The organism is Acidovorax sp. GW835-FHT14G06 (assembly GCF_058793595.1).
In genome coordinates this window covers 342,792-359,446 of sequence record NZ_JBXAGA010000007.1, presented here as the reverse complement: position 1 = coordinate 359,446, position 16,655 = coordinate 342,792, and the positions used below count along the sequence as shown (strand labels likewise).

General features: G+C 66.1%; 14 protein-coding genes. 4 read left to right on the top strand and 10 right to left on the bottom strand.

What is annotated here, in order from left to right:
• Window positions 1-57 precede the first annotated feature (57 nt).
• The 3 genes from AC1Q64_RS15025 to AC1Q64_RS15015 are packed head-to-tail and all read left to right on the top strand — an operon-like array spanning window position 58 to window position 5,031.
• Complete coding sequence (locus tag AC1Q64_RS15025; protein ID WP_492251892.1) at window positions 58-1,128, top strand: HlyD family secretion protein; 1,071 nt, start codon at window positions 58-60, stop codon at window positions 1,126-1,128.
• On the top strand, window positions 1,125-3,896 hold the full coding sequence (gene rbbA / locus AC1Q64_RS15020; protein ID WP_492251891.1) for a ribosome-associated ATPase/putative transporter RbbA: 2,772 nt from the start codon (window positions 1,125-1,127) through the stop codon (window positions 3,894-3,896). Before AC1Q64_RS15025 ends, rbbA begins: the two co-directional genes overlap by 4 nt.
• A gap of 1 nt (window position 3,897) precedes the next feature.
• Window positions 3,898-5,031 (top strand): ABC transporter permease, encoded by a 1,134-nt coding sequence (locus tag AC1Q64_RS15015; protein ID WP_492251890.1) that lies wholly within the window; start codon window positions 3,898-3,900, stop codon window positions 5,029-5,031.
• Window positions 5,032-5,098: 67 nt separating this feature from the next.
• On the opposite strand, the gene AC1Q64_RS15010 is transcribed toward AC1Q64_RS15015, so the two are convergent.
• Entirely contained in the window at window positions 5,099-6,373 is a 1,275-nt protein-coding gene (locus tag AC1Q64_RS15010) for an amidohydrolase family protein (RefSeq protein ID WP_492251889.1), read from the bottom strand.
• A 71-nt stretch (window positions 6,374-6,444) separates the two neighbouring features.
• On the opposite strand from AC1Q64_RS15010, the gene AC1Q64_RS15005 reads away from it, so the two are divergent.
• A complete protein-coding gene (locus AC1Q64_RS15005) occupies window positions 6,445-6,813 on the top strand; it encodes a VOC family protein (RefSeq protein ID WP_291435693.1) in 369 nt (122 codons plus the stop codon).
• On the opposite strand, the gene AC1Q64_RS15000 is transcribed toward AC1Q64_RS15005, so the two are convergent.
• The 9 genes from AC1Q64_RS15000 to AC1Q64_RS14960 form a co-directional block, all read right to left on the bottom strand.
• Entirely contained in the window at window positions 6,792-7,715 is a 924-nt protein-coding gene (locus AC1Q64_RS15000; RefSeq protein WP_492251888.1) for an ABC transporter permease, read from the bottom strand. The genes AC1Q64_RS15005 and AC1Q64_RS15000 overlap by 22 nt on opposite strands.
• A 114-nt stretch (window positions 7,716-7,829) precedes the next feature.
• The gene (locus AC1Q64_RS14995; RefSeq protein WP_492251887.1) at window positions 7,830-8,891 is read right to left on the bottom strand and encodes an ABC transporter permease; all 1,062 of its coding nucleotides are present in this window, start codon (window positions 8,889-8,891) and stop codon (window positions 7,830-7,832) included.
• A 25-nt stretch (window positions 8,892-8,916) separates the two neighbouring features.
• Entirely contained in the window at window positions 8,917-10,473 is a 1,557-nt protein-coding gene (locus tag AC1Q64_RS14990) for an ABC transporter ATP-binding protein (protein WP_492251886.1), read from the bottom strand.
• Entirely contained in the window at window positions 10,474-11,439 is a 966-nt protein-coding gene (locus tag AC1Q64_RS14985; protein WP_492251885.1) for a 5'-methylthioadenosine/S-adenosylhomocysteine nucleosidase, read from the bottom strand.
• 111 nt (window positions 11,440-11,550) lie between these two features.
• Window positions 11,551-12,561 (bottom strand): BMP family protein, encoded by a 1,011-nt coding sequence (locus AC1Q64_RS14980; protein ID WP_444824695.1) that lies wholly within the window; start codon window positions 12,559-12,561, stop codon window positions 11,551-11,553.
• 227 nt (window positions 12,562-12,788) lie between these two features.
• Window positions 12,789-13,418, bottom strand: coding sequence for a uracil phosphoribosyltransferase (gene upp, locus AC1Q64_RS14975; RefSeq protein ID WP_056062295.1), 630 nt, complete (start codon window positions 13,416-13,418; stop codon window positions 12,789-12,791).
• 83 nt (window positions 13,419-13,501) lie between these two features.
• Entirely contained in the window at window positions 13,502-14,476 is a 975-nt protein-coding gene (locus tag AC1Q64_RS14970) for a threo-3-hydroxy-L-aspartate ammonia-lyase (protein WP_492251884.1), read from the bottom strand.
• Between the two features lie 203 nt (window positions 14,477-14,679).
• On the bottom strand, window positions 14,680-15,522 hold the full coding sequence (locus tag AC1Q64_RS14965; protein WP_291435678.1) for an enoyl-CoA hydratase-related protein: 843 nt from the start codon (window positions 15,520-15,522) through the stop codon (window positions 14,680-14,682).
• Window positions 15,523-15,692: 170 nt separating this feature from the next.
• Complete coding sequence (locus AC1Q64_RS14960; RefSeq protein ID WP_492251883.1) at window positions 15,693-16,505, bottom strand: glycine-rich domain-containing protein; 813 nt, start codon at window positions 16,503-16,505, stop codon at window positions 15,693-15,695.
• Window positions 16,506-16,655: the final 150 nt, after the last annotated feature.

The following is a 16,655-nucleotide window of genomic DNA, read 5'->3' as shown; positions in this document are numbered from 1 at the left end:
CTTCGCTTGCGTGACTTGGAATGTGCTCCCGCCTCCACACCAAAGAGGATCAGAGCCATGGGCAGCAAGTGGAGAATTTTCGCGGTAGCAGCAGTGCTGTTGTTGCTGGGAGCCGTGCTGGTAGTGCGGTGGGCGCCTTGGCAGCCCAAGGGGCCAGGCCCCGGTTTTGTGAGCGGCAACGGCCGCATCGAGGCCACCGAGATCGCTGTGGCCACCAAGCTGGCGGGCAGGGTGGTGGACGTGCTGGTGGACGAGGGCGACTTCGTGAAAGCCGGGCAACCTCTGGCCCGTATGCAGATCGACAGCTTGCAGGCCCAGCGCGAAGAGGCCGTGGCCCGGCTGCAGCAGGCTCAGCTGGCCATCAGCAGCGCACAGGTGCAAGTGGCCCAGCGTGAGAGCGACTACCAGGCTGCGCTGGCCGTGGTGGCACAGCGCGAGAGCGATCTCGATACCGCCCGCCGCCGCCTGCCGCGCTCTGAGCAGCTGGCGCGCGAAGGCTTTTTCTCCAGCCAGTTGCTCGATGACGACCGCGCCAAGGTGCGCAGCCAGCAGGCCGCCGTGACCGCTGCCAAAGCCCAGGCCAAGGCCGCACAGGCGGGCATTGGCGCATCGCGCACGCAGGTGACCAGTGCCGAGGCCAATGTGCGCGCGCTTCAGGCCACGCTGGCCCGCATTGATGTGGAGCTGGCCGACAGCGAGCTCAAGGCCCCGCGCGACGCCCGCGTGCAGTTCCGCGTGGTGCAGCCCGGCGAGGTGGTGGGCGCGGGCGCGCGGGTGCTGCAACTGGTGGACCTGAGCGATGTGTACATGACCTTCTTTTTGCCCGAGACTGTGGCGGGCCGGGTGGCGCTGGGCAGCGAGGTGCGCATCGTGCTCGATGCCGCACCGGGCTTTGTGATCCCGGCCACCGTGTCGTTTGTGGCCAGCACCGCGCAGTTCACCCCCAAGACGGTGGAGACCGCGAGCGAGCGCCAAAAGCTCATGTTCCGCGTGCGCGCGCAGATCGACAAGGCTCTGCTGCAGCGCCACCAGGAGCAGGTCAAGACCGGCCTGCCTGGCGTGGCCTGGCTGCGGGTGGACCCCGCCGTGGAGTGGCCTGCAGAACTCGCCGTCAAGGCCGGTCAGTGAACCCCTCTGACAGTTTGGCACCCGTGGCCCGCCTGCGTGGCGTGGGACAGCGCTACGGGCGCACGGTGGCGCTCGCAGACATTGATTTGGACGTGGCCGCAGGCCGCATGGTGGGCCTGATCGGGCCGGACGGCGTGGGCAAGTCCAGCCTGCTGGCCCTGGTGGCGGGCGCGCGGGCGGTACGGCAGGGCACGGTGGAGGTGCTGGGTGGCAACATGGCCAAAAGCCGCCACCGCAGCCGCGTGTGCCCCCGCATCGCCTACATGCCTCAAGGGCTGGGCAAGAACCTGTACCCCACGCTGTCGGTGGAAGAGAACCTGCAGTTCTTTGGCCGCCTGTTCGGGCACGACGCGGCCGAGCGGCGCCGCCGCATTGACGAACTCACGCGCAGCACGGGGCTGTACCCGTTTCTCGCGCGGCCTGCGGGCAAGCTTTCGGGCGGAATGAAGCAGAAGCTGGCCCTGTGCTGCGCGCTCATCCACGACCCGGACCTGCTCATTCTGGACGAGCCCACCACCGGCGTGGACCCGTTGGCGCGCGCGCAGTTCTGGGACCTGATCGGCCGCATCCGCGCCGCCCGGCCGGGCATGAGCGTCATCGTGGCCACGGCCTACATGGAAGAGGCCCAGCGTTTTGAATGGCTGGTGGCCATGGACGAAGGCTGCATCCTGGCCACCGGCACGCCTGCCGAGCTGATGGCCCGCACCGGCCATGATTCGCTGGAGCAGGCCTTTGTGGCCTTGCTGCCCGAGGCCAAGCGCCGGGGTCACCAGGCGGTGCAGATTCCGCCGCTGGACCGGTCGCAGGCAGACGACCTCACCAATGTCGCCATCGAGGCGCGCGACCTCACCATGCGCTTTGGCGATTTTGTGGCGGTGGACCATGTGAGCTTTCGCATCCAGCGGGGCGAGATTTTTGGTTTCCTGGGCAGCAATGGCTGCGGCAAGTCCACCACCATGAAGATGCTCACCGGCCTGCTGCCCGCCAGCGACGGGCAGGCCTGGCTGTTTGGCCAGCCGGTGGACCCCAAGGACATGGCCACGAGGCGGCGGGTGGGCTACATGTCGCAGGCGTTTTCGCTGTACAGCGAGCTGTCGGTGGAGCAGAACCTGGTGCTGCACGCCCGGCTGTTCCACGTGCCCGAGGCCGAGGTGCCCGCGCGCGTGACGGCCATGCTGGAGCGGTTTGACCTGCAGGCCGCCCGCAGCGCACTGCCCATGAAGCTGCCGCTGGGCATGCGCCAGCGCCTGTCGCTGGCCGTGGCCATGGTGCACCAGCCCGAGCTACTGATCCTGGATGAGCCCACCTCGGGCGTGGACCCCATGGCACGCGACAACTTCTGGCGCCTGATGGTGGAGCTGGCACGGCGCGACAAGGTCACCATCTTCATCTCCACCCACTTCATGAACGAGGCCGAGCGCTGCGACCGCATCTCGCTGATGCACGCAGGGCGCGTGTTGGAAAGCGCTGCGCCGCAGGACATCGTGGCCAAGCGCGGCGCCGCCACGCTGGAAGAAGCCTTCATCGGCTATCTGGAAGATGCTGCGGGCACGGCCCCGGCTCCTGTGTCCGTGGCGGCTTCGACCCCCACTGCGCTATCCCCGGCGCCCACTCCCAACGCCCCCGCCTGGCCCACCCGCCTGCGCCACAGCCTGGCCCGCATCCACAGCACCCAGTGGCGCGAAGCGCTGGAGCTGCGCCGCGACCCGGTGCGTGGCGCCATGGCACTCCTGGGCTCGCTGATTTTGATGTTCGTGATGGGTTACGGCATCAGCATGGACGTGGAGAACCTGCGCTTTGCCGTGCTGGACCGCGACCAGACCGCGCTGAGCCGTGCCTACACGCTGAACCTGGCGGGCTCGCGCTACTTCACGGAGCAGCCGCCGATTGCCACCTACGCCGAGCTGGACGCGCGAATGCGCTCCGCCGAGATATCGCTGGCGCTGGAGATCCCGCCCGGCTTTGCACGCGATGTGGCGCGCGGCCAGCCGGTGCAGATCGGCGCGTGGGTGGACGGCGCCATGCCGCAGCGCGCCGAAACCGTCATCGGCTACGCCCAGGGCCTGCACCAGCAGTGGCTGGTGGAGCAAAGCCGCAGCCACACTGGCGTGGTGCCCCGAGGCCTGCTGGAGGTGGAGCCACGCTACCGCTACAACCCCGACGTGCGCAGCCTGCCGTCCATGGTGCCCGCCGTGATTCCGCTGCTGTTGCTCATGCTGCCCGCCATGCTCACGGCCCTGGCGGTGGTGCGCGAGAAAGAGCTGGGCTCCATCATCAACCTGTATGTCACGCCCACCACGCGCACCGAATTCATGCTGGGCAAGCAGCTGCCCTATGTGCTGCTGGCGCTGTTCAACTTTGGCCTGATGTGCCTGGCGGCGGTGACGGTGTTTGGCGTGCCGATGACGGGAAGTTTTGCCACGTTGACATTGGCCGCTGTGCTGTTCAGCCTGTGTTCCACGGGCATGGGGCTGCTGGCCTCCACCGTCACGCGCAGCCAGATTGCGGCGATGTTCTTTGCCATGGTGGGCACCATCATTCCCGCCGTGCAGTTTGCAGGGCTCATCAACCCCGTGTCGTCCATGACGGGCTTTGCGCGCTGGTTCGGAGAGGCCTACCCGGCCAGCCACATGTTCACCATCAGCCGGGGCGTGTTCAACAAGGCGCTGGGCCTGCAGGATTTGCAGGCCGAGTTCTGGCCCATGCTGGTGGCGGTGCCGGTCATCATCGGCGCGGCGATCTTGCTGTTACGAAAGCAGGAGACCTGATATGGCTCTGCGTGGCCGCTGGTCCAATATTTTTCGCTTGGGCATCAAGGAGCTGTGGAGCCTGTGGCGCGACCCGGCCATGCTGTTCCTCATCGTCTACACCACCACGCTGGCGGTGTACTCGGCCGGCATGGCGCAGCCCGAGACGCTGTACCACGTGCCGATTGCCATCGTGGACGAGGACGATTCGGCCTTGTCCCAGCGCATCGCCACCGCGTTCTATGCGCCCCAGTTCACACGCCCCGCCAGGATCAGCATGCGCGAGGTGGACCCGGGGCTGGACGCTGGCCGCTTCACGCTAGTGCTGCACATCCCAGCGCACTTCCAGCGCGACGTGCTGGCGGGCCGGGTGCCGCAGGTGCAGCTCAACATCGACGCCACGCGCATGGGGCAGGCGTTTGCGGCCAATGGGGCGGTGCAGCAGATCGTGCAGCTGGAGGTGGCGGAGTTTGTGCAGCGCGACCGCACCGTGGCCGAGCAGCCCATCGAGCTGACGGTGCGCGCGCGCTTCAACCCGGCGCTCAACCCTGCGTGGTTCGGCTCGCTCATGGAGCTGATCAACATCGTGACCATGCTCTCCATCATCCTCACCGGCGCTGCGCTGATCCGCGAGCGCGAGCACGGCACGGTGGAGCACCTGCTGGTGATGCCCGTCACTCCGGGCGAGATCATGCTGGCCAAGGTCTGGGCCATGGCGCTGGTGGTGCTGGTCGCTACCTGGGTGTCGCTTACGGCGGTGATCCGCTGGGCGATTGGCGTGCCCATCGAGGGCTCGGTGCCGCTGTTCCTTCTGGGCGCCACGCTGCACCTGTTTGCCACCACGTCCATGGGCATTTTCATGGCCACGGTGGCGCGCAGCATGCCGCAGTTTGGCTTGCTGATGGTGCTGGTGATGATGCCGCTGCAGATGCTGTCGGGCGGCGTCACCCCGCGCGAGAGCATGCCGCTGTGGGTGCAGTACGGCATGGCGCTTGCGCCCACCACGCACTTCACCGAACTGGCCCAGGCCATCCTCTACCGGGGCGCGGGCTGGGCGGTGGTGTGGCCGTCGCTGGTGTGGCTCCTGGGGATTGGGGCGGTGCTTTTCAGCCTGGCGCTGGCGCGGTTTCGCAAGACGATTGCGCGCATGGCCTGAATGTCGGGGAGACTGTATATGCTATCGAATATATAGCTGTCAAGGCATGATCCATTAGCGCTTGAGGCTAGTTGGACGCAAAATCCACGCTGCCGGGCCGCCCAGGCAGGTTCAGCTGCGCCACGGGCGCTGGGCTGCTGGCCACCCGTTGGCCGCGCCGCCACACACCCAGGCGCGTTGCGCGCAGGCGGATCGCTTCCACCGGGTTGCGTGCGTGCAGCAGCACCAAGTCGGCATGGCAGCCGGGGGCGATGCCGTAACCCTCCAGCCCCAGCAGGCGCGCAGCGTTCTCCGTCACCGCATCAAAACACTGCCGCATCGCCGCCTGGCTGGTCATCTGGCCCACATGCAGGCCCATGTGCGCGGCCTCCAGCATGTCGGCGCTGCCGCCGCTGTACCAGGGGTCCAGCACGCAGTCATGGCCGAACGCGACGGTGAGGCCCGCAGCCATCAGCTCGGGCACGCGGGTCATGCCCCGGCGCTTGGGGTAGGTGTCGTGGCGGCCTTGCAGCGTGATGTTGATGAGCGGGTTGGCCACCACGCCCAGGTCGGCCTCGGCCATCAGCGCCATCAGCTTGCTCACGTAGTAGTTGTCCATGCTGTGCATGGAGGTGAGGTGCGAGCCCGTCACGCGGCCCTGCAGGCCCAGGCGCTGGGTTTCGTACGCCAAGGTTTCCACGTGGCGCGAGTGCGGGTCGTCGGATTCGTCGCAGTGCATGTCCACGCGTTTGCCCCGTTCGGCCGCCAGTTCGCAAAGGATCTTCACGCTCTCGGCCCCTTGGGCCATGGTGCGCTCGAAGTGCGGAATGCCGCCCACCACGTCCACACCCATGTCCAGCGCGCGTTTCAGGTTGTCGAGCCCACCCGGCGCACGCAGCACGCCGTCTTGGGGGAAGGCCACCAGCTGCAAATCCAGGTAGGGCGCCACGCGCTGTTTCACATCCAGCAGCGCCTGCACCGGCAGCAGGCTGGGGTGGCTGGTGTCCACATGGCTGCGAATGGCCAGCAGCCCGCGCGCCACGGCCATGTCGCAGTACTGCAGCGCGCGCTGCACGATGGCGTCATGGGTCAGCGTGGGCTTGAGCTCGCTCCACAGCGCAATGCCTTCGAGCAGCGTGCCGCTCTCGTTCACGCGCGGCTGGCCGTAGCTCAGGGTCGAGTCCATGTGGAAATGCGCGTCCACAAACGGCGGGCTGACCAGCAGGCCACCGGCATCCACCGTCTCATGCGCGGGGGCTTGCAGGCCCTCGGTCACTTCGGTGATGCGGCCGCCTTGCACGGCGATCGACATGTTCTGGCGCCCGTCGGGCAGGGTGGCGTGGGTGATGAGCAGGTCGAGCATGGTGGGGGAGTGTAGATATTCGTCGGGACGCGCTGGCACACTGCGGGGTTTCAAGAAAAAAGGGTCATCCGATGAACGCACATGAAAAGCTGAACTACGTCGAATTTGCGGCGCGCGATTTGCCCGCCACCAAGTCGTTCTTTGAAAAGGCCTTTGCGTGGGCCTTTGTGGACTACGGCCCGGAGTACACGGCCTTCTCGGGCCAGGGGCTGGACGGCGGCTTTTTCCAAGCCAGCCTGTGTTCCTCCCCAGCCACTGGCGGCGCCTTGCTGGTGTTCTACAGCGCAGACCTCGAAGCCACATTGGCCAAGGTGGAGGCGGCGGGTGGCCATGTGGTCAAGCCGGTATTCGACTTTCCGGGAGGACGGCGCTTTCATTTCACAGAGCCCAGCGGCAACGAGTTTGCGGTGTGGTCCGATCACCGCTCCCCCTTGCGGTAGGGCTTCATCAGCGCCTGCGGATACGCCGCCTTGCGTGCCACCAGCACCAGCGCCAGGATGGACAGCAGGTACGGCAGCATCAAATACACTTGGTATGGCAGCCACGCATCGCCCGCCTGTTGCAGCCGCAACTGCAGCGCATCAAAAAACGCAAACAGCAGCGCACCCAGCAGCGCCTTGCCGGGCCGCCACGAGGCAAACACCACCAGCGCCACGCAGATCCAGCCCCGGCCGTTGATCATGTTGAAGAAAAACGCGTTGAACGCCGACAGCGTGAGGAACGACCCCGCCACCCCCATCAGCGCCGACCCCGCCACGATGGCGCCGGTGCGCGTGGCCGCCACCGAGATGCCCTGGCCCTCGGCCGCCTGCGGGTTCTCGCCCACCATGCGCACCGCCAGGCCCAGTGGCGTGCGCAGCAGCACCCAGGCCAGCAGTGGCACCAGCAGCAGGGCCAGCAGCGTGAGTGGGGTTTGAGCCGACAGGATAGGAATGCCCAGCCACTCCATCGGTGCAAAGGGCTCGATGGTGGGTGGCGTGTTGACCTTGGGAAAGCTCACCCGGTAGCCGTAGTAGCTGAGCGCTGTGGCCAGCAGCGTGATGCCCAGGCCCGACACATGCTGAGACAGCGCCAACCCTACGGTGAGCCAGGCATGCAGCAAGCCAAACACCGCCCCCGTGAGCGCAGCCACCAGCACCCCGGTCCACAGCCCATGGCCCGCGTACACGGCAAGCCAGCCGGTGAAAGCGCCTGCGACCATGATCCCTTCAATGCCCAGGTTGAGCACGCCTGCGCGCTCGCACAGCAAAACCCCCAGCGTGCCCAGGATGAGCGGCGTGGCCACGCGCAGGGTGGCGATCCAGAACGCGGGGTTGGCGAGGATGTCGAGCAGTTCTGTCATGTGCTCGCCTCAGTGCTGGTTACTTTGATTTTGATAGCTGCTAGCGCTTGATGGATAAGCGCTAGAGGCCAATTTGGCATGAAATTCTGGTGCGCGTGCTTGTTCATGGTGCCCTCATTTCCGCCGCACACGGTAGTGCGTGAGAAGCCCGGCGACCAGCACCGCGATCAGCGAGGTTGCCACGATCACATCCGCAATGTAGGTCGGCACGCCCACCGCACGGCTCATGCTGTCGGCACCCACCAGCACGCCCGCCACAAAGGTGCCCGCCGCAATCACGCCCAGCGGGTGCAGCCCCGCCAGCATGGCGATCACGATGCCGCTGTAGCCGTAGCCGGGCGACATGTCGAGCGTCACATAACTGGTGCGGCCCGCCACTTCGATGGCGCCCGCCAACCCCGCCAGCCCGCCCGAAAGCAGGGCCACCAGCACCACCGTGCGGGTGATGGGCACGCCCGCAAACGCAGCAGCCCGTGCATTGGCCCCCGCAGCGCGAATGTCAAAGCCCGGCACCGTGCGCGCCAGCAGCGCCCACAGCATCACCGCCAGCGACACGGCCCACAGCAGGCCCGTGTGCAGCCGCGTCTGCGGCACCAGCTTGGACAGTTCCAGATCACCCTGCAGTGCCACGCTCTGCGGCCAGCCCATGGAGAGCGGGTCTTTCATCGGCCCATCGAGCAGGGCCGACACCAGCAGCAGCATGATGAAGTTGAGCAGCAGTGTGGTGACCACCTCATCCACGCCCAGCCGCGCCTTCATCAGCGCCGGGCCCAGCAGCAGCGCTGCGCCCGCCAGCGCGGCCGCCAGCATCATCAGCGGAAAGAGCACATAGGGCGACCACTCCAGCCCCGTGCCCCCGTGCATGCCGCCCACGGCCACGGCGGCCAGCGCCCCGGCGTAGAGCTGTCCCTCGGCCCCGATGTTGAACAGCCGCGCGCGGAAGGCCACGGCCGCTGCCAGCCCGGTCAGGATCAGTGGCGTGGCGCGGGTGAGGGTTTCGGTCAGCGCAAACACCGAGCCGAACGCGCCTTGCAGCAGCAGCGCATAGGTCTGGCCCACGGGCGCCCCGGCCCACAGCACCAGCAGGGCGCTGACGATCAGTGTGAACACCACGGCGCCCACCGGCGCCAGCACGTAGGCGGCTGGGGAGGTGTGGTTGCGTTTTTCAAGTCTCATGCTGGGTTGTTCTTGTTGTTGTCGCTCAATGGGCAGCGCCCGCCATGGCCAGGCCGATGGCTTCGCGTGTCCAGTCTTCAGCGCGTCGCGCCTCGCTCAGTTGTCCGTCGTGCATCACGGCCACGCGGTCACCCAGCGCCAGGACCTCGTCCAGGTCGTCAGAAATGAGCAGCACTGCGGCACCTGCATCCCGCGCGGCAATGAGCTGCTGCTGCACAAACATCACCGCACCAATATCCAGCCCCCAAGTAGGCTGGTGGGCCACGATGAGCTGGGGCGCAGGCGCGGTGTAGCCTGCTGCGTCCTTCGGCGGCATCAGCGCCCGGCCCAGGATGAGCTTTTGCATGTTGCCGCCCGACAGCGACCGCGCAGGCGCGTCGGCACCGCCGCCGCGCACATCAAAGGTCTCGGCCACGCGCTGCGCGTGCTGGCGCGCGGCGCGGCGTTTGACCCAGAAGGCGCGGAACCACGGGTGCGCAAACCAGGGCCCGCGCAGGCGTTCGGCCACAGCGTTCTCCCACACGGGCAGGTCACCCACCACGCCCACGGCGTGGCGGTCTTCGGGGATGCGGGCCACGCCCTGGCCGACCAGCCACGCGGGCCGTGCTTGCAGAGGGGCGCCGCGGAGGGTGACCTGGCCGGAGGAGGCGCTGCGCACGCCGCACAACACATCGGCCAGTGCCACTTGGCCGTTGCCGCTCACACCTGCAATCGCCACGATCTCGCCTGCGCGCAAGGTGAGAGACACATCATTCAATCGGTCGCGCCCTGCGAGAGCGGTGCTGACATTGGTCAGGGTGCAGATGGGCTCGCCCACGTTCTGCGCGGGGCGGCGCTCAGCGGCCTCAATCGCATGGCCCACCATCCACTGCGCCAGCTGCCCTTGCGTGGTGCCCTGTGCAGGCGCCTCGGCCACCAGCTTGCCTTGGCGCAGCACGGCTACGCGGTGTGAGACGCGCAGCACCTCGCCCAGTTTGTGGCTGATGAAGATGATGGACAGGCCCTGCGCCACCATCTGCGCCAGGGTGTCGAACAGCGCCTCGCTCTCTTGCGGGGTGAGCACGGCGGTGGGTTCGTCCAGGATGAGGATGCGGGCGCCCCGGTAGAGTGCCTTCAGGATTTCGACGCGCTGGCGTTCACCCACTGAGAGGCTGCCCACGCGGGCATCGGGGTTGACGGGCAGGCCAAACTGCTGTGACACCGCCAGCAGCTTGGCACGCGCCTCGCTGCGGCGTGATAACGGTTGCCACAGCGGCTCGGTGCCCAGCAGCACGTTGTCCAGCACCGTGAGGTTGTCGGCCAGCGTGAAGTGCTGATGCACCATGCCAATGCCCGCCGCCAGCGCCGCACGCGGCTGGCCGGGCGGCAGGGGCTGGCCGAAGACTTCGACGCTGCCTTCGTCGGCCATGTAGTGCCCGAAGAGTATGGACATCAGCGTGGACTTGCCCGCGCCGTTTTCGCCCAGCAGGGCCAGCACCTCGCCGCGCGCCAAGGTCAGACTGATGCTGTGGTTGGCGACGAGCTTTCCAAAACGCTTGGTGATGCCCGACAGTTTCAGGACGGGGGCGTTGGTGGAGGCCATCTACTTCCACGCCGCCAGAAACGCCCGCAACACCTTGGCCGAGTTGGCGGCAGCCAGGCCCATGAAAGTGCCCATTTCGTTCTCGCCATCACCACCACCGGCGAGATCGCTCAGCGACCGGAAGGCGATGTAGGGCACGCCGTTGCTGTGGGCGACCATGGCGGTGGCGGCGGTTTCCATGTCGAGCACGTTGGCCTCGAAGGTCTTGAAGGCGTATTCGCGGAAGGCCTTGTTGTCCACAAAGGCCTGGCCCGATACGCCGTTGCCGCCTACCACCAGCTGCGGGCGCTGCTTCAGGCAGGTGGCGGCCAGGCAGTGCTCCAGGCCCACGTTCTGCAGGCTGAGGGCGGTGGCCAGCATCTTGGGGTCAGCCTCGAACCAGAACTTCTTGCTGAGCTGGGGGTTGGCAGCCGATCGCACCTCCACCGGGCGCGGGTGCATCATGCCAAAGGCGGGCATTGTCAGCTCGCTTTTCATCCACGCGGGGGCGCTGTACTGGCCGGGTCGGTCTTCACGCGCCATCAGCCATTCCATGTACTGGCCCCACTGCGCGGGCACTGTGACGTCGCCAATGTGCAGGCTGGGGTTGACACCGCCCGCGATGCCGCTGAACACCACGTGGCTCACGTGGAAGCGGTCCAGCACCAGCTGCGTGTTCATGGCCGCGTTGGTCATGCTGATGCCGGAGAGGAACACCACCACAGGCTTGCCTTCGAGCGTGCCGGTGGTGAACTCCACGCCGTTGATGCTGTGTTTGGCGGGCTGCTGCACCTGGGGCAGCAGCACGTTCAGCTCGGGCGCAAAGGCGGAGATGACGGCGATGCGGGGTGTATCGTCCAGCCGCACGGCTGTTTTGCCAGGCGAGGTGGCGGCACAGCCCGCGACCACGGCGGCCAGGGCCAGGGCGCCCAGCAGGCGGGTGCACCGGGTTGTCAGAGTCGGCTTGGTGGTGTGGTGCGAAAACATGGTGGGTGAGCCAATAGCGGTGAACATCAAAACAAACAGGCCACCGCTTTGCTGGGGTGGCCTGTGCACAGAAGTTGAGGACGCGGGCACGGCGCCCGCTGCATCCGGTGCTTACTTGGCCGTGGACTTGGGCTGGCTGTCGTCCACCTTCACGGTGAACTTGCCGGCCAGGATGTCGGCCTCCTTGGCTTTGACCTTGGCGACGATGTCGGCAGGCACTTTCTTCTCGAACGTGCCCAGTGGGGCCAGTTCCGAGCCCTTGTGTTTCATCATGGAATACGGGCCGTAGTCCTCGGGTGTGAATTTGCCTTCTTTCACCAACTTCAGCGCACGCTCAATGCTGGGCTCCATGTGCCACAGGGCCGATGCGACCACGGTGTCGGGGTACTGCTCTTGTGTGTTGATCACGTTGCCGATGGCGAGCTTGCCTTTTTCCTTGGCCGCGTCGCTCACGCCAAAGCGCTCGGCGTAGAGCACGTCGGCGCCCTTGTCGATCATGGCGAAGGTGGCTTCCTTTGCCTTGGGTGGGTCAAACCAGCTGTTGATGAAGGTGATGGTGAACTCGACCTTGGGATTGGTTTCTTTGGCGCCTGCCATGAAGGCATGCATCAGGCGGTTGACCTCGGGGATGGGGAAGCCGCCCACCATGCCGATCTTGTTGGTCTTGGTCATGCCGCCAGCCACCATGCCGCTGAGGTACGCGGGCTCCTGGATGTAGTTGTCGAACACGCTGAAATTGGGCGCCTGCGGCTTGCCGGAGGAGCCGAGCAGGAACGAAGTCTTGGGGAAGTCCTTGGCCACCTTGCGGGCGGCGGCTTCTACCGCAAAGGCCTCGCCCACGATGAGCTGGTTGCCGCCGGTGGCGTACTCGCGCATCACGCGCTCGTAGTCGGCGTTGCTCACGTTTTCGCTGGCCTTGTATTCGATTTCGCCACGTGCCTCGGCGGCCTTCAGCGCCTTGTGGATGCGGCTGACCCATTGCTGTTCAAAAGGCACCGTGTAGATCGCCGCGACCTTGATCTTGGACTGCGCGAAGGCCAAAGAGGGCGCCATCGCCATGGCGGCCGAGAGGGCCATGGAGGTGCAGAGCAGGCGTCCGGTGAAGATGCGGCGAGTGGTCATGGTGGGGGTCCTTCAGACAAGCGAACAAAGGGTTGGAGGTGCCTTTGTCCTAGCAAGGAGCGCGCCAGTAGGCCCCCCGGACTGCGGCAAACCGCTGGCAAGTCTGCCAGAGGAAAGCCACCAAGTGGTAAAAATTTGCGGACGTGGGAGCGCAGCCATGAAAAAAGCCACCGCCGGGCACAAAGGCCCTCCTGCGGTGGCTGGTGCATGACCAGGCGGCTGTGCGCTTATTTGGTGCCAAAGATACGGTCACCCGCATCGCCCAGGCCCGGCAGGATATAGCCGTGGTCGTTCAGCTCGCGATCGATGGCGGCGGTGAAGATCGGCACATCGGGATGCGCCTTTTGCAGCGTGGCCACACCTTCGGGCGCAGCCAGCAGGCAGACGAACTTGATGGAGCGGGGGTTGAGCTTTTTCAGGCGGTCCACACAGGCGGCCGCGGAGTTGCCGGTGGCCAGCATCGGGTCCACCACGATGATGTCGCGCTCGTCCATTTCGGACGGCATCTTGAAGTAGTACTCCACCGGCTGTAGCGTGGCCGGGTCGCGGTACAGGCCGATGTGGCCCACGCGCGCGCCGGGCACCACGTTGAGCATGCCGTCCAGAAACCCGTTGCCCGCACGCAGGATGGACACCAGCACCAGTTTCTTGCCGTCGATCATCTTGCCGGTCATGGTCTCCAGCGGGGTTTCGATCTGGACATCCTGCAGCGGCATGTCGCGGGTCACTTCGTACGCCATCAGCGTGGAGAGTTCTCCGAGCAGGCGGCGAAAGCTGTTGGTGCTGGCGTCCTTCTTGCGCATCAGCGTGAGCTTGTGCTGGACGAGGGGGTGGGTGATGACGGTGACGTTGCTCATGGGGAACCTGAAAGGAGAAGGGCAGAGGCCTCAGTGCCGGTGCACAGGCACGCTCTGCCACACAGTGGGTAAAAAAGTGGGGGCTAGTCTGCCAGAAACCGTGCCAGGCGCGACAAATCGACGTTGCCGCCACTGATGAGGATGCCGACACGCGCGCCATGGATGTCCACGTTGCCGTGCTGGGCCCCGGCGAACGCGAGGGCGCCCGTGGGTTCGACCACGATCTTCATGCGCTCGGCAAAAAAGCGCAGGGACTCCACCAGTTGCTCGTCGGTAGCGGTGACCATGTCGTCGGCCAGGTGCTGGATGATGGGGAAGGTGAGCTGGCCCAGGGCCTGGGTCTGTGCGCCGTCGGCAATGGTGTGGGGCGTGGGGATCTGCACCACGTGTCCAGCTTTGAACGACTGCTGGCCGTCGTTGCCCGCCGCAGGCTCTACGCCCACCACCCGGCATTGCGGCGCCAGGGCCTCGGCTGCGAGCAGGCTGCCGGCCAGCAGGCCACCGCCGCCCACGCAGACGAAGAGGTAGTCCAGGTCGGGCACTTCTTCAAAAAGCTCTTTGGCGGCCGTGCCCTGGCCAGCGATGACATGGGGGTGGTCGAACGGGGGTACCAGCGTCATGCCGCGCTCCAGCGCCAGGCGGCGGCTGATGGCCTCGCGGTCTTCGGTGTAGCGGTTGTAGGTGACGACCTGGGCGCCGTAGTCGCGCGTGGCGGCCATCTTGGAGGCTGGGGCGTCCTCGGGCATGACGATGGCGGCGGGCATGTCCAGCAGCCGGGCTGACAGCGCAATCGCCTGGGCGTGGTTGCCAGCAGAGAAGGCGAGCACGCCGCGCTCGCGCTGCTCGTCGGTGAACTGGGCCAGGGTGTTGAACGCACCCCGGAACTTGAAGGCGCCGGTGCGCTGCAGGTTCTCGCACTTGAAGAACAGCTGCGCGCCCAGCCGCTCGTCGGCGGTGCTGGAGCGCAGCACGGGTGTGCGGTGCGCCATGCCCTTGAGCCGGTGCGCGGCAGCGGCCACATCGTCGTAGGTGGGTGGGGTCAGGCTGGGCAGCGTCATGGTGGCGGCATCCTTGTGGACAGGGCTGGAAGACGGCCATACCTGGCCCAGCCCTTGAAGCCTGATGATAGCCCTTTGCCTCACCATTTCAAGCAAAAGGGCTTGCAAGCGCTAGTGCTGTATGCCTGGGCAGCTATACATTTTGATGTGGCACATGCCTGTGAGCCCAATACCACGGGCCGCATGGCGCGGCCCGGTGGCGGTCAGCCCAGCTCGCTGAACCGCTGCAACGGCGTGAGTGCCGGGAACTCGCCCACGCGTTTTTGCTTCATGGCTATGACCGATTCGCGCACATGCTGGTTGCTCCAGATGGCGCCTTGCAGCCAGCCCATCTGGCGCAGGCTGTCTTCCACGCTGTGGTCGCGCGCGTAGTTCACCGCCTGCTTGGTGCCCCAAATGGCCACCGGGGGCTTGGACGCGATCTCCTTGGCGCACTGCAGCGCGGCGGCCAGCATGGCTTCCTGGGTGTCGAAGACCTCGTTGACCAGGCCGTAGCCCAGGGCCTTGGCGGCGCTCAAGCGGCGGCCGGTGTAGGCCAGTTCTTTCACCACGCCGAGAGGGATGAGCTTGGGCAGGCGTTGCAGCGTGCCCACGTCGGCCACCATGCCGATGTTGATCTCCTGGATGCAGAAGAACGCGTCGGCCGTGGCATAGCGAATGCAGCCTGCGGTGACCATGTCCACCGCTCCGCCGATGCAGCCGCCGTGGATGGCCATGATGACGGGGATGCGCAGGTTGTCGATGCGGGTGAAGGTGGCCTGCATGTCCGTCAGCAGGTCAAAGATGGCGGCACGGCCCTCGGGGCTCTGGTCGTCCATCGTGATGGCGCCGCCAAAGGTTTCCAGCGCCATGCCCGCGCTGAAATGTTTGCCGGTGCTGCTGATGACCAGCGCCCGCGCCGCGCCCGCCTGGTGCAGCTGTGCCAGCACCGCGTCCAGCTCGCGCCAGAAGGTGGGGTGCATGGTATTCATGGCCTCGGGTTTGTTCAGAACCAGATGGGCCACATGGTCAGTGATGCTGAGGGAAAAGCAGGTGAGGGTGTTCATGGGGTGCCACTGTAGACCGGTGTGCGCAGGCCCGGTCGTCGCCTGGGTGACTGGGCTTGATTTCAGGCAATTTTGGCTGCATGCGCTAGTGCATCATGCTCGGGTAGCTATCAAAAAGAGAGTGATTGGGGCTGGCGTTGTGTCGCCAACGGGGTCGGTGGTTCAGGCGCTCAGTCCCCGCCACCACCACAACCGCCGCCGTCTCCCCCGCCATCCCCGCCGCCGTCACTGCCTGCATCCGAACTCTCGGCGCCGCCAAAATCGCCCGAGCTGCCGCTGTAGCTGCCGTCCGAAAAACTGGTGCCGCAGTAGCTGTCACCGCCGCTGCCGCCCGCGTCGCTTTTGCGGGCAATGTCGGAGCAGTCGGGCACGTAGCTGAAGCCTCCTGCAATCGCGAACTTGGCGTCCAGCGCAAACAGCAGGGGCAGGCGGCTGGGCGCCTTGGGGTCGATGGACTCTTCCTTGCACACCCAGTACCAGCAGCGGCGCAGGCCATCGTTGTGGCGCGCCTTGTGGCCCAGCGCCTCGGCGGGGGTGTGGTGCAAGAAGAAACCCAGGGCGTTCTGGCACCAAAGTTTGTAGGCCTGCGTGTGCAGGATGAACTCGTGCCACAGGGCATCCACCGCCTTGGAAGGCATGGCCACAAACTGCTGGTTGCTGCGCAGGCAGGCCATGAAGAACTGGCGCAGGCCCCGCTCGACCAGCTCACAGTCGCGCGTGCTCAGGTGGGGGTAGGTTTCGCGCAGTTTGCGCTGCAGAAAGCGGGGCAGGGGCGCCTCGCGGATGTAGCGCTGGCGCACTGCATTGGTCCACTGGATCACCAGCGCAGTGATGATGACCGTGGCAATAAAGTACAGGACCCAGGGCCAGCGCAGGCGCCAGGCGCCTGCAAATATGCCGAGGATGGCCGCCACCCACACGCCAATCGCCAGCAGTATGACCTTGCCGCCCCAGCGCAGCAGGACGTTTTCGATGCGTGTCATAGTCCCTCCTTCTTTTTGTTGTTGTGTTCTTCGATTTCACGGCAGTCATGTGACTGATTTGTGACGAATCGCGCAGTGTCGTCACACAGTCACAGGCGCCTTGTGATGCGCTTTGGCAGTGGAGGCAAGCCGCCAGGGACACAAGCTGTC